The organism is Lentzea nigeriaca, from assembly GCF_016907955.1.
Classification (GTDB): Bacteria; Actinomycetota; Actinomycetes; order Mycobacteriales; family Pseudonocardiaceae; genus Lentzea; species Lentzea nigeriaca.
The window spans coordinates 82614-97731 of record NZ_JAFBCX010000010.1 but is presented as its reverse complement, the minus strand read 5'-3'; the positions used below and the strand labels follow the sequence as shown (position 1 = coordinate 97731).

Sequence of the window (15118 nt, the reverse complement as noted above, 5' to 3'; positions counted from 1 at the left end):
GGTCAGGTCGGGTGTGCTGTGCGGATCGCTGTTCTCGGTGCGGGCCACGTCGGTCCGGTTCTCGCGCGTCTCGCTGTGGCGGCGGGCTGTCCGGTCGCCATCGCGGGCTCGGGTGATCCGGCGCGGATCGCGATGATCACCGAGTTCCTGGCGCCGGGTGCGGTGCCGTTGTCGGCCTCGGACGCCGTGGCCGATGCGGACCTGGTCGTGCTGGCGATCCCGTGGCACCGGTTCGGGATGCTCGAACCGGGGATGTTCACGGGCAAGATCGTCATCGACGCGATGAACCACTGGCCGCCCGCCGCCGCACCGCTGGGCACGTCCGAAGAGGTGGCATCGCGACTGGTAGGCGCGCGTGTCGTCAAAACCCTCAACCACATCGCTTGTCAGGACATGGAACCGCCGGACGGCCGTGCCGTCGGGCTGGCAGGTGACGACGCGGCGGCGGTGGAGGCCGTGTCGGAGTTCTTGCGCCGCATCGGTTTCGAGCCGGTGCCGGTGGGGTCGCTGGCCGCAGGGCGGTTGCTGGAGCCGGGCAGCCCGCTGTTCGGCGTCGCAGTCGCCCGTCCGGAATTCGAGAAGTTCACCAAGGAGCTGGCATGACCACGTTCGGGCTCGACACGTTCGGCGACGTCACCCACGACGCCGAGGGCAGGCCGCTGACGCACGCCCAGACCATCCGCGACGTCGTCGAGGAGGGTGTGCTCGCCGACGAGGTGGGCCTGGACTTCTTCGGCATCGGCGAGCACCACACCCCGGACATGCCGCTGTCGGCGGCCGACGTGGTGCTCGCCGCGATCGCCGCGAGGACCTCCCGCATCCGCCTGGGTTCGGCGGTGACGGTGCTCAGCTCGGACGACCCGGTGCGGGTGTTCCAGCGCTTCTCGACGTTGAACGCGGTGTCGGACGGCCGTGCCGAGGTGATCCTGGGCCGCGGGTCCAGTGTGGACTCGTTCCCGCTGTTCGGTTACGACCTCGCCGACTACGAGGACCTGTTCGAGGAGAAGACGCATCTCTTCGCGGAGCTGCTGAAGGGCGGCCCGGTGACGTGGCAGGGCAAGACGCGCGCGTCGCTGCACGAGCAGGACGTCGTGCCGTTCACCGAGCCGTTCCCGACGTGGATCGGCGTGGGCGGCAGCCCGCAGTCCGTGGTGCGCGCGGCCTCGTACGGCTTCTCGCTGATGCTCGCGATCATCGGCGGCCACCCCGGCCGCTTCGCCCCGTTCTCCGAGCTGTACCTGCACGCGCTGGAGAAGTTCGGCCGCTCACCGCTGCCGATCGGGATCCACTCCCCCGGCCACGTCGCGCCGACCGACGAGCAGGCGCGCGAGGAGTTCTGGCCGCACTACCTCGACGTGATCACACGGCTCGGGAAGACGCGCGGGTTCGCCACGCCGACCCCCGAGTCCTACGCGCACGAGGTGGGACCGCACGGCGCGTTGTTCGTGGGGTCGCCGGAGACGGTCGCGGAGAAGATGGCTCGGACGATGAAGACCCTGAAGGCCAGCCGGTTCGACCTGAAGTACGGGATCGGCGGGCTGTCGCACGGGTCGTTGATGCGGACGATCGAGCTCTACGGAACCGAGGTGGTGCCTCGGGTCCGCGAGCTCCTCGTTTAGTGGTGTGGCGCGGAATGTTACCGGGGGAATTTGCGGTCGGACGTGTGCATCGTGGTGCCGCCCCCACACCTTCGTACTGGTTGTACGGGGGCGTGGGGGCGGTGCCGCGAGGTGTCCTGCTGAGCGTGAATTACCTCGCGAACGTTCCGAGTCGCACCGCTAGTCGCGTGTCGCAGCTATCTCTTGGGATGTGACAGTGAGGGTGATGCCGGCAGGCAGCCGCGCTTCGATCATGAAGATAGCGCTCTCACGGCTGCCAACTGCACGGTTGGCAGCAGTTGAGGTGATCAGAAAACGTTTGCGTCGGCATTTCTCTACCGCCATCTCGGCAGCGGACGTGCATGAGAGCGCGGCCATCCGGGCTTTCGGTGACGAGCACCAGACCGCCCAGCCCCCAGCCCGACTCAACGGAGCACAACCAAGCCGCGACGCTCCACTAGATAGTCCTGCGCCGGAAATCCGGCAACGAAGTCGTTCCTCACTACCCGGCGTGTCCAGCCACGACACGCCGGTGCTGAAGAGTACGCGGGGAGCTTTCGTACTCTCGGAGCGGACGAAAGGCCCCCGCGTGCCAAAGAAAGAAGACTGGACTTCTGGTACGGATTTCCGGCGCGGGACACAAGCGGCTACTTCTTGGAGGCCTCGATCTCGCACTCCTTCGCGTGCTCCAGGCCGAGCGTGATCGACGCGGCGTCGTTGTTGGGGCCGCCGAACGCGTAGGAGACCTGCTCGGCGCCGGGTTCGTTGTGCACCTCGACGTAACGAACGCCCTTGCCGCGCAGGCACTGCACGACGCGGTTGGCGAAGTCGACGGCCTCCGGGTTGTTGACGTCCTTCTCCCACGGGGGCAGCGGGTCCTTCGACTCGCAGGCCTTGAGCGCCTTGTCCTCCTCTGCCTTGGGCGGCACCGTGCCGGCCTGGCGGGCCGCGACCTGGCTCTGCTTGTCCATCCCGAACTGGCCCAGGCACCGGTCGTACGCGGCGTACAGGGCGTCGATGTCCTCCGGCGTCATGTCGAGGCGTTCGCGGGGCCGCTGTTCCTGCGCCGCGGACGTCGGGGCGGCGCTGCTGTTCGGCGTCGAGATCGAGGCGACGCCCGGTTGCGCGGGCGGCGGACTGCAGGCGGCCAGCAGGAAAAGCAGCGCGGCCAGTGGGGCCTTCATTTCTTTCCTTTCGTCACGCGGAGAGCGCCTGGGTCGGGGTGAGCCGGGCGGCGCGGATGGAGGGGTAGAGACCTGCGGCGGCGCCGACGACGAACGCGGCCAGCACGCCTGCGGCGAGCACCGGCAGGGGGATGACGAACGGCCAGCGGTGCAGCGTGGCGTAGCCGGCGACGCCCGCGGTGCCGAGCGCGGTGCCCGCCAGGCCGCCGAGGCCGGAGAGCAGCACCGCCTCGGTCAGGAACTGGGCGCGGATGTGGCCCTTGGTGGCGCCGAGGGCTCGTCTGAGGCCGATCTCGCTGCGCCGTTCCAGCACGGAGATCACCATCGTGTTGGCCACGCCGACGCCGCCGATGAGGACCGCCACGCCTGCCAGGCCCAGGAACAGCGCGCTGTAGGAGTTCTGCGTGGCGCGCTTGGCGGCCAGGGCGTCGGACGGGCGGCTGACCTGCACCATACCGGGGATCTCGCCGTACAACGTGGCAGGCAGGACCGCGCGAACGTCCTCGATGGACTCCTCGCGTGCCTTCACGTAGACGACCGTCGGGTGGCCGTCGAAGCCGAGGTGGGTGCGGGCGGCCTCCCAGCCGACCAGGACCGCGCGTTCCAGCTCGGGGGCGAGCGGGTTCGGCGCCAGGACGCCGACCACGGTGAACCACTTGTCTTTGACGAACACCGCGGGCTGCTCGCGGATGTCCTGGAGGCCGAGCCTGGTCGCGGCGACGTTGCCGAGCACGACCTCCGGGAAGTTCGGGCGTCGGAGGAACTCGCCGGTCTGGATGTGACCGTTGACCGTGTCCAGGACGTTCGGGCTGGCGGCGAGGACGGTGATGTCGGAGCTGTGGCCGGGGTCGAGCAGGTCGTTGCGGCGGACTCGGGTGTGGGTGTTGGCGACGGCTGCGGCGGCGGTGACCGGGCCGATTCGCTGGACCATCGCCACGGAGGACTCGGGGAGGAGGACCGGGTTCTCGTTGCGCTGGGTGGGTTGGGCTCGCAGCAGGTTGGTGCCCAGGGCGGTGAGTTCGTCCAGCAGGGCTTGCTGGCTGGAGGCCGGGATGCCGGTGACGACGATGACGGTGGCTATGCCCAGGGCGATGCCGAGGGCGGAGAGGGCGGCGCGGAGTCTGCGGGTGCGCAGGCCGAGGGAGCCCAGGGACAGCAGGTCGGCCGGGGAGAGGCGAGTCATAACACGCTCCCCGTGACCACTGTCCGTTCGGCGGGGCCGCCGGTGTCCGCGACGATCCGCCCGTCCCGCAGTTCCACCCGGCGCGGCAACGACGCGGCGATGTCCCGATCATGGGTGATCAACGCGATGGTCGTCCCCTGCCGGTTCAACTCCCGCAACAGCTCCAGCACCGCGAGTCCGTTGGCGGTGTCGAGCGCACCGGTGGGTTCGTCGGCCAGCACCAGCGACGGGTTGTTCACCACCGCACGAGCGATGGCGACGCGCTGCCGTTCACCGCCGGAGAGCTGTTGCGGCCGGTGGTCGACGCGGTGCCCGAGCCCGACGCGTTCCAGTGCCGACACGGCCAGCGCGTGCCGGTCGCGCCGCCGCACGCCCGCGTACAGCAGGCCGGTGGCGACGTTCTCGACCGCGGTCAGCCCGTCGGAGAGGTGGAACTGCTGGAACACGAACCCCAGCCGGCTCCCCCGCAACGCCGACAGCTTGCGGTCCGGGAGCGACGAGACGTCCAGGCCGTCGATCTCCACCGTGCCGGACGACGGCAGGTCCAAAGTGCCGACTAGGTGCAGCAGGGTGGACTTGCCCGAGCCGGACGGGCCGACGATGGCGAGCAACTCCCCCGGACGAACCTGCAGCGAGACGCAATCCAACGCCTTCACGCCGCCGGGGTAGTGCTTCGAGACCGAGCGCAACGCGAGCACCGGGGTCACTCGGCCGTCACCACTTCGAGGCCGTCGGTGATGCCGTCACCGGAGATCTCGACCTTGTCCTGCGAGTACAGGCCGGTCTGCACGGCTTTCAACGCACCGGAAGGCAGCTGCACCGCGTAACCGCCCTCCTTCAGCGCCACCAAAGCAGCCAACGGCACGGTGAGCACGCCGGTTCGGCTCTCGGTCGTGAACTTCAGCCGCACCGGCGCGATGTCGAGGTCAGCGACGTCGGCGGGGTTGTCGGGCGTGATCACGACGCTGACCCGGGGACCGCCGCCGTTCTCCGCGGCAGGCGTGTTCGTCACGGAACTGACCTTTCCGGGCACCTCGCGCGTATCCGGGCGGACGATCGTGACCGGCATCGAGGCCTTGACCGCGCCCAGTTCCGAGGCCGGCACCTGCAGGGTGATCAGGCGGGTGGTCGGCGTGATCTCGAAGAGCTCCTCGGCCGCCGGGACGCCCAGCTGGGCTTTCACCGACTGCACACGCATCGGGCGGTCCACGACGAGCACGCGGCCGGGCTGCAGGACGCCGGTCTGCTCGGCCCCCTGCGCCTTCTGCCACCGCTTGAGTGCGTCGACGACGGCCGGCGTGAGCTCGGCCTTCGAGGGGTCACGCGGGCGGGTGCCGACCTGGTAGCCGAGGGCGGCGAGGTTCTCGATCAGCACGGCGACGTCGGAGCCCTTGAGGCCCGGCGCATCGAGCGGACGGAACAGCGGGGTGGCGCCGATGAACACCACTACCGGCTGGTCGTCGACGCGGTACAGTTCCTTGCCCAGTTCGGTGACCTGACCGACCGCCGGCAGCTTCGTGACCGTGCCCGTGCCCCCTTTGACCGGCCTGGCCGTGCCGAAGCCGAGGTCGCCCTGCAGGACGCGGGTGTTCGTGAGGTCTCCTTTCCGCACGGTCGTGGTCTTCGGCGCCGGTGGCGGGGCTGCGGCGGGTTCGTCGGGCCGGCCGCGGACCAGGAGCACGGCGGCGATGACGACCACGACGAGCACCGCGGCCGCCGCGATAACGGTCTTGCGCATGCCGTGGATCTTGATCGGCACTTGTGAGGATCCTGTGACGAACCGGTGATCGCCGCGAGGGCGTCCGTATCCTCGGCCCGTGAGCGCTCTCATCCTGGTCGCGGAGGACGACGAGAACCAGGCCGAGCTGGTCCGCCGTTACCTCGAGCAGGACCACCACCGCGTTGTCGTCGTCCACGACGGACGGGAGGCGCTCGAGGTCGTCCGCGCCCAGCAGCCCCAGCTCGTCGTGCTGGACCTGATGCTGCCCGGACTGGGCGGCCTGGACGTCTGCCGGGCTTTGCGGGCCGGCAAGGACGAATCCGGCGTGCTGGTGCTCATGCTCACCGCGCGGTCCACTGAGGACGACCTGCTGCACGGGCTGGGTCTCGGCGCGGACGACTACATGACCAAGCCGTTCAGCCCGCGTGAGCTCGTGGCGCGCGTGCGGACGTTGCTGCGGCGGCGGCCGGCCGCGCGGCCGGCGCCGTTGTTGCGGGTGGGTCCGATCGTGGTGGACCCGGTGCGGCATGAGGTGACGGTGCGGGGTGCGCCGGTCGAGTGCACGCCCGGCGAGTTCGGGTTGCTGGAGGTGCTCGCGTCCGAGGTGAACCGGGTGTTCACGCGCGAGCAGCTGCTGGCCCGCATGCACGGGTTCGACAGCTACCTCACCGCGCGGACGATCGACACGCATGTGAAGAACCTGCGCCGCAAGATCGAGACTGACTCGCGCACGCCGGAGCACCTGGTCACCGTGTACGGCATCGGCTACAAGCTCACCGCCGGACGTGCTGATGCGCCGTAGCGTCTTCACCCGCCTGCTCGTGGTCGTGGTGCTGATCGCGGTGTGCTCGATCGCCGCGACGGCGTGGCTCGCCACCCGGCTGACCCAGGCGTCGATCGCGCGCGAGCAGGGCAGGGAGCTGGCGGCGGACAACCGGATCTACGCCGCGCTGTTGCAGTACGCCACCGCGAACCGCGACTGGTCCGATGTGGACGTTGTGATCAGGTCGCTGGCGGACGACAGTCCGAACCGCCGGATCGTGCTGGTCACCAAGGACGGGCAGACCGTCGCCGACCAGGGCGGGGACGGCGGTCAGCTGCCCGCGACGGCCGCCGCCGTGGTGGACGCGCTGGCCGTCGACCCGGTGCTGGTGCCGGACGCGCCCGCTGACCGGATCGACAAGCGGGTGCTGGGGCCGTTCCGCACGCCGATCGACTTCCGCGAGCGCGAGGACCGCACGGGGACGTTGTTCTGCCTGCGGATGGTCAAGAAGGAGCGGACCGGGCCGGACTGCCGGGACAAGGAGCTGCCGTTCGACACCGCGGCCGACTTCTACGCGTTGCTCGATCTGGAGGACCTGGTCAACGCCTGTCTGGCGCGCAGGTCGTTGCCGCCGGTCGACCTGGATCCCGACTACACGCCGGCGCGCAAGCAGTCCAGTGGTGTGCCGCCACCGGACGAGCCCGCCGTCGCGGCGTGCGTCGCCGCTTCGCGCAAGGAGCAGCTCACGCCGTATGTGGCGCCGCCGGTGCTGCTGTACCTGACGAACCGCACGGGCCGGCCGACCGCGGCGATCTCGTTGTCGGGCAACGGCTGGCAGATCGTGGGTGTGGCGGCCGCGGTGCTGCTGGCCGCCGTCGGGGTGGCGGCGTTCGCGGGCGCGCGGATCACGCGGCCGTTGCGGGCGTTGACCGCTGCCGCTCAGCACATGTCGGGTGGCAGCGACATTCCGCCGGTTCCCGTGCGCGGGCAGGACGAGATCGCGGGCCTGACCAGGGCGTTCAACACGATGGTCGAGTCCAGGACGCAGCTGGAGCAGGCGCGCAAGGCGATGGTGAGCGATGTGGCGCACGAGCTGCGCACGCCGTTGAGCAACATCCGCGGGTGGCTGGAGGCGGCCGAGGACGGGGTGAGCGATCTCGACCCTGCCCTGATCACGTTGCTGCTCAAGGAGGCTCTGGTGTTGCAACACGTGGTGGACGACCTCCAGGACCTCGCGATCGCCGAGGCAGGGTCGTTGCGGCTGACGATCGAGCCGGTGCCCGTCGCGGCCGCGGTCGAGCAGGTCAGGGCAGCGCAGGAGGCACGGGCAGCGCAGGCGGGGATCGCGCTCGTGGTGTCGGCGGAGGAGCTCACGGTCGAGGCGGACGCGTTGCGGTTGCGGCAGATTCTCGACAACCTCGTCTCGAACGCGCTGCGGTACGTGCCGTCCGGTGGGTCGGTGACGGTCGGCGCGGTCGCGGACGGGTCCGATGTGGTGATCTCCGTGGCGGACACCGGGTCCGGCATCGCCGCGGAGGACCTGCCGCACGTGTTCGACAGGTTCTGGCGGGCGGACAAGTCGCGGGCCCGCAGCACCGGCGGCAGCGGGCTGGGGCTCGCGATCGTGCGGAAGCTGGTGGAGGCGCACGGTGGTGCGGTCGGCGTGACGAGCACGCCGGGGCGGGGCACCACGTTCACCGTGCGCCTCCCGGTCACGGCAGCGGCAGCCGGCGCAGGGCGGGTTTGAGCACCTTGCCCGAGCCGGTGCGCGGCAGTTCGGCGACGACGTCGACGTGCACGGGGATCTTGTACTTCGCCAGGCGCGGCAACAGGAAGTCGCGCAACACCGCCGCGTCGACCAGTGCGCCCGACCGCGGCCGGACGAAGGCGCGGCCCACCTCGCCCCACCGCGTGTCGGGCACCCCGACGACGGCGACCTCGGCGACGTCGGGGTGGTCGGAGATCGCGTTCTCCACCTCGGCCGGGTACACGTTCTCCCCGCCCGAGATGAACATGTCCTTCACCCGGTCGACGACGTAGAAGTAGCCCTCGTCGTCGAGCCGCCCGACGTCGCCGGTGCGGAACCAGCCGTCCTCGGTGAACGCGTTCGCGGTGGCGACCGGGTCGTTCCAGTAGCCGGGCGTGACGTTCGGGCCCTGCACCTCGATCTCACCCGTGTCGGCCAGCCGGACGTCGGCGAAGAACACCGCCACGCCGGCGGAACCGGCCTTGCGCACGCTGTCGGCCGCTTCCAGGAACGTCGCTCCCGGCGCGGTCTCGGTCAGGCCGTAGCCCTGGCAGAACACCAGGCCCCGGTCCTGGTAGGTGCGGATGACCGAGTCCGGCACCGCGGAGCCTCCGCACAGCAGCACCCGCAACGAGGCGAGGTCCGCGGTCGGCCACCGCGGGGAGGCCGCGAGGTCGGCGTACATCGTGGCGACGCCGAACATCCACGTCACCTGTTCCCACTCGATCAGCTCCAGGCACGCCGTGACGTCCCAGCGCGGGGTGATCACGCTGCGGCCGCCCTTGATGAAGGTGGGCAGCAGCGTCTGGGTCAGCGCCGCCACGTGGAACAGCGGCGCCGCGACCAGCGCGACCTCGTCGGCGGCGATGTCGACGCCGATCATCAGGTTGAAGGTGTTCCACAGCAGGTTGGCGTGGCTGAGGACGGCGCCCTTGGGCCTGCCGGTGGTGCCGGAGGTGTACAGGATCAGGGCACTGTCCTCAATGGACACCGGCACGTCGAGCGGCTCCTCGGAGCCGCCCTCCAGCCACGTTTCGTAGTCGTCGAGCGAGACGGTCGACGGGTGGTCGGACCGGAACTGCGGCGCGTGGACCAGGACGCGCGCGCCGCAGTCGGCGAGCTGGTAGTCGATCTCGGCGGTGGTGAGCCGGAAGTTCAGCGGGACGAAGATCGCTCCGAGCAGGTGCGTGGCGAACATCGTCTCGGCGAACGACGGGTGGTTGGGGCCGAGGTAGGCGACCCGGTCGCCGTGCCGCACACCGAGCTCTTCCAGCCGTCGCGCGAGTTTCGTGGTGCGCCGAGCCACCTCCTCGTAGGTGGTCGACGCACCTTCGAACGTGAACGCCTCACGCCGGGGCGACATCCGTGCCCGGCGAGCCGGCCAGCTGCCCAGTCCCGCGTTCCGCACTCAGGTCTCCTGTCAGGCTGGTGCGGCTGGTCTCCCGGAGTGCGAGCGTGCACAGCACGGTCAGCAGGCAGAACGCCGCGAGGATGAACGAGATGGCCGTGGTCCCTGCCGAGGCCTGGACCTGGGCGAACAGCAGTGGTGCGAGGCCGGCGCCGAGCCCGGCGAGCTGGTAGCCCAGCGAGGCACCTGTGTAGCGGCTGCCGGTGGAGAACAGCTCGCTGTACAGGGCGGCCAGCGGGCCGTACATCATGGGGTGCAGGACGGCCTGGCCGACGACCAGGGCGAGCACGATGAGTCCGTTGTCCACCAACGGGAACAGCGCGAACCCGAAGGCCGCCATCAGCACGGCGCCGGCGAGGACGACGGGCCGCCGGCCGAGCCGGTCCGACGCGGCCGACCAGGCCAGGATGCCGATCACGGCGAGCGCGGAGGACAGGGTGAGGGCGTTGAGGATCGACTGCCTGGGGGTCCCGGCATGCACTCCGTACGCGAGGATGAACGTGGTGAGCGTGGACTGGGCGACGAACGCCGATAGGCCGACGCCGACACCGAGCAGCAGCGTGCGCGGGTGGTGGCGCAGCACGTCCATCAACGGTGCGGAGGTGCGCTTCCTCTCGGCCTGGAACACCGGGGTCTCCTCGACCTTCATCCGGACGAACAGGCCGACGGCCAGCAGCACCAGGCTGAGCAGGAACGGCACCCGCCAGCCCCACTGCAGGAACGCCTGCTCCCCCACCAGCGCGGCCGTGCCGGTGAGCGCGGCGGTGGACAGCACCATGCCGCAGGGCGCGCCGGCGTTGGTGAAGCTCGCCCAGAGCCCGCGCCGGGAGGTGGCGTGTTCGGCGGACATCAGCACCGCGCCGCCCCACTCGCCGCCGACGGAGATACCCTGCACGACGCGCAGCAGCACGAGCCCTGCCGGGGCGAGCCAGCCGACCTGGGCGTAGGTGGGCAGCAGTCCGATCAGGAAGCTCGCCACACCCATCAGGCTCATGGTGAGCACGAGCATCTTCTTGCGGCCCAGCAGGTCGCCGAAGTGTCCGAAGAGGACACCGCCGAGCGGGCGGGCGAGGTAGCCGGTCGCGAACGTGCCGAAGCTCGCGATCGTGCCTACCAGCGGGTCGAGCGAGGAGAAGAAGACCTTGTTGAACACCACCGCGGAGGCGGTGGCGTAGAGCAGGAAGTCGTAGTACTCGATGACGCTGCCGAGGAAGCTGGATGTGACGGCTCGGCGTAACTGCGTTGTTGACGCCATGGTTTCACCTCACGCGTAGTGGCGGTAGATGCCCCGCGCGACGCACGCGGGCTTGTCCGTGCCCTCGATCTCGACCGTGAAGTCCACGGTCACCTGAACGCCGTCGCCCTTGACGTCCTCGACGGACGCGACCTGGCCCTTGAGCCGGATCTTGGCGCCGACCGGTACCGGAGCGGGAAAGCGCACCTTCTCCAGGCCGTAGTTGATGCTCATGCGCACGCCGGAGACGTCGAGCAGTTCGGTCATCAGCGGGATGAGCAGGGCGAGCGTGAGGTAGCCGTGGGCGATGGTGCCCTTGAACGGTCCGGCGGCCGCACGTTCGGGGTCGGTGTGGATCCACTGGTGGTCGTCGGTGGCGTCGGCGAAGGTGTTGACCCGGTTCTGGTCGATCTGCAACCAGTCGGTGTAGCCGAGGTCGGCGCCCGCCAGTGCTTTGAGCTCTTCGATTCCGTTGACGGTCGTGGTCATGCGTTCTCCTTGACGAGTCCGAGCAGGCGGGCGGCGTTGTGCTTGAGGATCTTGGGACGGACCTCGTCCTTGACGTCGATGGCGGCGAAGTCCTTGAGCCAGCGGTCCGGGGTGATCACCGGGTGGTCGGAGCCGAAGAGCACCTTGTCCTGCAGCACGGTGTTGGCGTAGCGGACGAGCTGCGGCGGGAAGTACTTCGGTGACCAGCCGGAGAGGTCGATGTACACGAACGGTTTGTGCGTGGCGACCGCGAGCGCCTCGTCCTGCCAGGGGAACGACGGGTGGGCCAGCACGATCTTGAGGTAGGGGAAGTCGACGGCCACGTCGTCGACGAGCATGGGGTTGGAGTGCTTGAGCCGGATCCCGCCGCCACCGGGCACGCCGGCACCGATGCCGGTCTGTCCACTGTGGAACAGCGCGGGCACGCCGAGCTCCTCGATCGCCTCGTAGAGCGGGTAGGCCATCCTGTCGTCCGGCGAGAAGTCCTGCAGGCTCGGGTGGAACTTGAAGCCGCGCACGCCGTGCCCCTCGACGAGCCTGCGGGCTTCCCTGACGGCGGCGCGGCCCTTCCACGGGTCGACGCTCGCGAACGGGATCAGCACGTCCGAGTGCTCGGCGCACTGTTCGGCGATCTCCTCGTTGCTGATGCGGGGGTGCCCGGTGGCGTACTCCGCGTCGACGGTGAAGATCACCGCGGCCATGTTGCGTTCGCGGTAGATGGCCGCCGTTTCGGCGATCGTGGGCTGGCGGTGGCCTGCCTTGAAGTACTTGGCGGAGGCCTCCATCAGCTCCGGACTGAGCGAGCTGTGGCCGTCGCAGGAGATCTCGGCGTGGGTGTGGACGTCGATCGCGGTGAGGTCGTCGACGTTCATTTTGGCAAGGTTCATGGCGCTACCGGCGCGGGGATGCCGTAGGTCTCGGGCGCGAAGCTGGGCAGCTTCTGCGCGATCTCCTCGGCGCTCCAGCCGCCGTCGGCGAACTCGACCTGCTTCTCGGCGGGGTGCGACCACAGCGCGAGCCGGTCGCCGCCGATGCCGATGGCCTGCCCGGTGACGCCCTTCGAGGCGTCCGAGGCGAGGTAGACGATGAGGCCGGTGACGTCCTCGACGCTGCCCAGGCCCTCGCCGCGGCGCACCCAGGCGGGCAGTGGCGCGCCGGTGCGCTCGGACTCCTCGATCAGCGGGGCGAACGCGGGAATCGTCCTGGTCATCTCGGTGGCGGCGACCGGGACGACGGCGTTGACGTCGATGTTCGCCTTCGCCAGTTCGAGTGCCCAGGTGCGGGCCATGGCGGCGATGCCCGCCTTCGCGGCGGAGTAGTTGGTCTGGCCGAAGTTGCCGCGCTGGCCCGCGGGCGAGGAGATCAGCACGAGGCTGCCGCCGGTGCCCTGCTCGCGCATCCTGACCGCGGCCGCGCGGGCGCAGGTGAAGGTGCCGCGCAGGTGCACGTTGATCACGGCGTCGAAGTCGTCGTCGCTCATCTTCCACAGCACGCGGTCGCGCAGGATGCCCGCGTTCGTGACGAGCACGTCGAGCCGGCCGAACTCCTCGACGGCGGTGTCGACGAGCAGCTGGGCGGTCTCGGTGGACCCGACCGGTGCGATGACGGCCTTGCCGCCGATGCTCGCGGCGACCTCCTCGGCGGCGGCGTCCACGTCGTTCACCACGACCTTGGCCCCGTTGCGCGCCAAGGCCTCCGCGTAAGCACGGCCCAGACCGCGGCCGCTACCGGTGACGATCGCGACCTTTCCCGACAGATCCATCCGACTTCGTCCTCTCGTTGGGTGGCCACACCAACGTAAGGCATATTCGTGACGCTCGTCTAGATTCTGCCCAACATGTATCGTGACAGCGTGACTCCGCAGTCGCTGATGCTCAACTTCCTCGGCCTGTACGTGTTCGGCCGCGACATCGCCGTGTACTCGGGCAGCGTGATCGACGTGTTCGCCCGCGTGGACGTCTCCGAGGAGGCGGTGCGGTCGACGCTCGCCCGGATGACCACCCGCGGCCTGCTCACCAAGCACCGCAACGGCCGCAAGGTCTACTTCGGACTGACCCCCCGCGCGTCCGACGTGCTGCAGGACGGCGAGCGGCGCATCTGGCAGACCGGGGCGCTGAACAACGACTGGGACGGCACGTGGACGCTGATCGGCTTCTCGCTGCCGGAGAGCCGCCGCAGCGAGCGGCACGACCTGCGCTCGCAGCTGCTGTGGGCGGGTTTCGGGCCGGTGCAGAACGGCCTGTGGATCGCGCCGGGGTCCCGCGAGGTCGCCGGGATGATCGAGGACCTGGGCCTGACCCAGCACGTCACGGTGTTCACCGCGCAGCACGCCAAGCCGACCGAGGCCGCGGATCTGGCGCACCGGGCGTTCGACACGGCCGCGATCGCCGCCCGCTACCAGGACTTCCTCGCGCGCTGGGGCGGCCCGGCGCCGCTGAAGGCGCTGCCGGACGACCTCGCGCGTCAGCTCGTCCTGCACTCCGACTGGCTGGAGCTGGTGCGGCAGGACCCGCACCTGCCGGCCGAGCTGCTCGACGCCGGATGGCCCGCGATCGAGGCCGAACAGCTCTTCCAGTCGCTCGCCCGGCAGTACGCGGAGACCGCGACGCCGCTGGCCGACGCCACGATCGAGTCGATCACCATCGCCTGATCGTGTTCCCGATCACTGGGAGGTCTGGACCAATCTCCGGGTAAACCTGCTACAACGGGAACTGGCGCACGCCGTGCCGCGTTTTTCCGCTGGAGAGGAATCCGGTGATCGTTCCCATGCCTGCGAGCGCACCCCGTCGCACGGGCGCGTTCCCCCTGACTGAAGACGTGGCCGTCCGCGTGACCGGGCAGGCCCGCACCGCGGCGGCGTTGCTGCGCGAGCACATCTTCCGCCAGACCGGCTACCTGCTCGCCGAGTCGCCCGACGGCATGCTGATGGTGACCCACGACCCGGCGATGCGCGGGCTCGGCCCCGAGGGGTACGCGTTGCTGGTCAGCAACCACGCGGTGATGCTCCGGGCGGGCACCCAGGCCGGTCTGCGTCACGGCGTGCAGTCGTTCCGTCAGCTGATGACGCGTGACGGCACGGTCCGCGCGGCCGACGTGCAGGACTCCCCCGCGTTCGCCTGGCGTGGTGTCACGAGCCCGCTGCTGCCGCCCGCGGAGATGCGCAAGGCCATCGACCAGATGGCCGCCTACAAGCTCAACGTGCTGCATGTGTTCCCCGAGGGCGATCCCGACCACATCCGCGAGGTCGTGGAGTACGGCCTCGACCACGGCATCACGGTCGTGCCGGAGATCAGCCCGGCGACGATCGAGCTGCTGGAGCTGTTCCCGAGCCGGTGGGTGCACATCGGCAGGGCGAAGCTGACCGGGAGGCTCGCCGGTCTGCTCGAGCGGCACAACCGGCTGCCGGTGCGGTGGCACGACGGCAGCGACGTGGACGTGCTCGGCCCGCACGGCAGGCTCACCGAGGGCGACGACGGGCTGCGCGCCGTCGCGACCGCCGGGTGGGTCGGTGGCCATTTCACGGCGTCCGCGGTGGCACCGGCCTGGACCTAGACGAACGGCGCCGGCGGGTGCCGGGGGTGGGGCGGCGGAGACGTGGCGATGGGTGGTTGCCGCGTTCACAGGAAGCGTCCGATCGCAGGTCGGCGTGGTGCGGGAGTCAGCTGTTTATCGTTGAAATGCCGGTCCTGCCGGGGTGCGGGGGCATGAACGGCCGCGGAGAGCCGGACTGAGCAGTTCGGTTACATCCGTGAACGGCGAGAGGTTGCTGTTCGCACTGCGTTGGCGACCTGG

The 15118-nt window shown here is 70.0% G+C and carries 15 protein-coding genes; 6 read left to right on the top strand and 9 right to left on the bottom strand.

Annotation, left to right across the window (positions count from 1 at the left end; genetic code table 11):
- Positions 1-18: 18 nt before the first annotated feature.
- Both JOD27_RS30375 and JOD27_RS30370 read left to right on the top strand, forming a co-directional pair.
- Positions 19-603 (top strand): NADPH-dependent F420 reductase, encoded by a 585-nt coding sequence (locus tag JOD27_RS30375; protein WP_204765729.1) that lies wholly within the window; start codon positions 19-21, stop codon positions 601-603.
- Positions 600-1619: an LLM class flavin-dependent oxidoreductase gene (locus JOD27_RS30370; RefSeq protein WP_204765728.1), complete on the top strand. Its 1020-nt coding sequence runs from the start codon at positions 600-602 to the stop codon at positions 1617-1619. The genes JOD27_RS30375 and JOD27_RS30370 overlap by 4 nt, the downstream gene beginning before the upstream one ends.
- 626 nt (positions 1620-2245) lie before the next feature.
- On the opposite strand, the gene JOD27_RS30365 is transcribed toward JOD27_RS30370, so the two are convergent.
- Genes JOD27_RS30365 through JOD27_RS30350 form a run of 4 tightly spaced genes read right to left on the bottom strand, consistent with a single transcriptional unit; the run spans position 2246 to position 5703 of the window.
- Positions 2246-2782, bottom strand: coding sequence for a hypothetical protein (locus JOD27_RS30365; RefSeq protein WP_204765727.1), 537 nt, complete (start codon positions 2780-2782; stop codon positions 2246-2248).
- 13 nt (positions 2783-2795) lie between these two features.
- Positions 2796-3965, bottom strand: coding sequence for an ABC transporter permease (locus JOD27_RS30360; RefSeq protein WP_204765726.1), 1170 nt, complete (start codon positions 3963-3965; stop codon positions 2796-2798).
- A complete protein-coding gene (locus tag JOD27_RS30355) occupies positions 3962-4672 on the bottom strand; it encodes an ABC transporter ATP-binding protein (protein ID WP_204765725.1) in 711 nt (236 codons plus the stop codon). Before JOD27_RS30355 ends, JOD27_RS30360 begins: the two co-directional genes overlap by 4 nt.
- Positions 4669-5703: a peptidoglycan-binding protein gene (locus JOD27_RS30350; protein ID WP_204765724.1), complete on the bottom strand. Its 1035-nt coding sequence runs from the start codon at positions 5701-5703 to the stop codon at positions 4669-4671. Before JOD27_RS30350 ends, JOD27_RS30355 begins: the two co-directional genes overlap by 4 nt.
- 79 nt (positions 5704-5782) lie before the next feature.
- Between JOD27_RS30350 and JOD27_RS30345 the strand changes: the two genes are divergently transcribed.
- Both JOD27_RS30345 and JOD27_RS30340 read left to right on the top strand, forming a co-directional pair.
- On the top strand, positions 5783-6487 hold the full coding sequence (locus JOD27_RS30345; protein ID WP_204765723.1) for a response regulator transcription factor: 705 nt from the start codon (positions 5783-5785) through the stop codon (positions 6485-6487).
- Positions 6477-8195 carry a sensor histidine kinase gene (locus tag JOD27_RS30340; RefSeq protein WP_204765722.1) on the top strand — a complete coding sequence of 573 codons (1719 nt, stop codon included), beginning with the start codon at positions 6477-6479 and terminating at the stop codon, positions 8193-8195. The genes JOD27_RS30345 and JOD27_RS30340 overlap by 11 nt, the downstream gene beginning before the upstream one ends.
- Here the strand turns inward: JOD27_RS30340 and JOD27_RS30335 are convergent.
- The 5 genes from JOD27_RS30335 to JOD27_RS30315 are packed head-to-tail and all read right to left on the bottom strand — an operon-like array spanning position 8161 to position 13088.
- Positions 8161-9603, bottom strand: coding sequence for an acyl-CoA synthetase (locus JOD27_RS30335; protein ID WP_204765721.1), 1443 nt, complete (start codon positions 9601-9603; stop codon positions 8161-8163). The genes JOD27_RS30340 and JOD27_RS30335 overlap by 35 nt on opposite strands.
- Positions 9542-10858 carry an MFS transporter gene (locus JOD27_RS30330; RefSeq protein WP_204765720.1) on the bottom strand — a complete coding sequence of 439 codons (1317 nt, stop codon included), beginning with the start codon at positions 10856-10858 and terminating at the stop codon, positions 9542-9544. Before JOD27_RS30330 ends, JOD27_RS30335 begins: the two co-directional genes overlap by 62 nt.
- Positions 10859-10867: 9 nt before the next feature.
- The gene (locus tag JOD27_RS30325) at positions 10868-11326 is read right to left on the bottom strand and encodes a MaoC family dehydratase (RefSeq protein ID WP_204765719.1); all 459 of its coding nucleotides are present in this window, start codon (positions 11324-11326) and stop codon (positions 10868-10870) included.
- A complete protein-coding gene (locus JOD27_RS30320; protein ID WP_204765718.1) occupies positions 11323-12198 on the bottom strand; it encodes an amidohydrolase family protein in 876 nt (291 codons plus the stop codon). Before JOD27_RS30320 ends, JOD27_RS30325 begins: the two co-directional genes overlap by 4 nt.
- Before the next feature lie 11 nt (positions 12199-12209).
- Complete coding sequence (locus tag JOD27_RS30315) at positions 12210-13088, bottom strand: SDR family oxidoreductase (protein ID WP_204765717.1); 879 nt, start codon at positions 13086-13088, stop codon at positions 12210-12212.
- Positions 13089-13178: 90 nt separating this feature from the next.
- Here JOD27_RS30315 and JOD27_RS30310 point away from each other — a divergent pair, with 90 nt between their 5' ends.
- Positions 13179-13976 carry a PaaX family transcriptional regulator gene (locus JOD27_RS30310; RefSeq protein ID WP_307830412.1) on the top strand — a complete coding sequence of 266 codons (798 nt, stop codon included), beginning with the start codon at positions 13179-13181 and terminating at the stop codon, positions 13974-13976.
- A gap of 104 nt (positions 13977-14080) precedes the next feature.
- Positions 14081-14878 carry a glycoside hydrolase family 20 zincin-like fold domain-containing protein gene (locus JOD27_RS30305; protein ID WP_204765716.1) on the top strand — a complete coding sequence of 266 codons (798 nt, stop codon included), beginning with the start codon at positions 14081-14083 and terminating at the stop codon, positions 14876-14878.
- Positions 14879-15118 lie beyond the last annotated feature (240 nt).

Coding starts and splice junctions, on each gene's coding strand:
- JOD27_RS30370 (WP_204765728.1), top strand. CDS start 600: ATGACCACGTTCGGGCTCGACACGTTCGGCGACGTCACCCACGACGCC.
- JOD27_RS30365 (WP_204765727.1), bottom strand. CDS start 2,782: ATGAAGGCCCCACTGGCCGCGCTGCTTTTCCTGCTGGCCGCCTGCAGT.
- JOD27_RS30360 (WP_204765726.1), bottom strand. CDS start 3,965: ATGACTCGCCTCTCCCCGGCCGACCTGCTGTCCCTGGGCTCCCTCGGC.
- JOD27_RS30350 (WP_204765724.1), bottom strand. CDS start 5,703: ATGCGCAAGACCGTTATCGCGGCGGCCGCGGTGCTCGTCGTGGTCGTC.
- JOD27_RS30340 (WP_204765722.1), top strand. CDS start 6,477: ATGCGCCGTAGCGTCTTCACCCGCCTGCTCGTGGTCGTGGTGCTGATC.
- JOD27_RS30330 (WP_204765720.1), bottom strand. CDS start 10,858: ATGGCGTCAACAACGCAGTTACGCCGAGCCGTCACATCCAGCTTCCTC.
- JOD27_RS30325 (WP_204765719.1), bottom strand. CDS start 11,326: ATGACCACGACCGTCAACGGAATCGAAGAGCTCAAAGCACTGGCGGGC.
- JOD27_RS30320 (WP_204765718.1), bottom strand. CDS start 12,198: ATGAACGTCGACGACCTCACCGCGATCGACGTCCACACCCACGCCGAG.
- JOD27_RS30315 (WP_204765717.1), bottom strand. CDS start 13,088: ATGGATCTGTCGGGAAAGGTCGCGATCGTCACCGGTAGCGGCCGCGGT.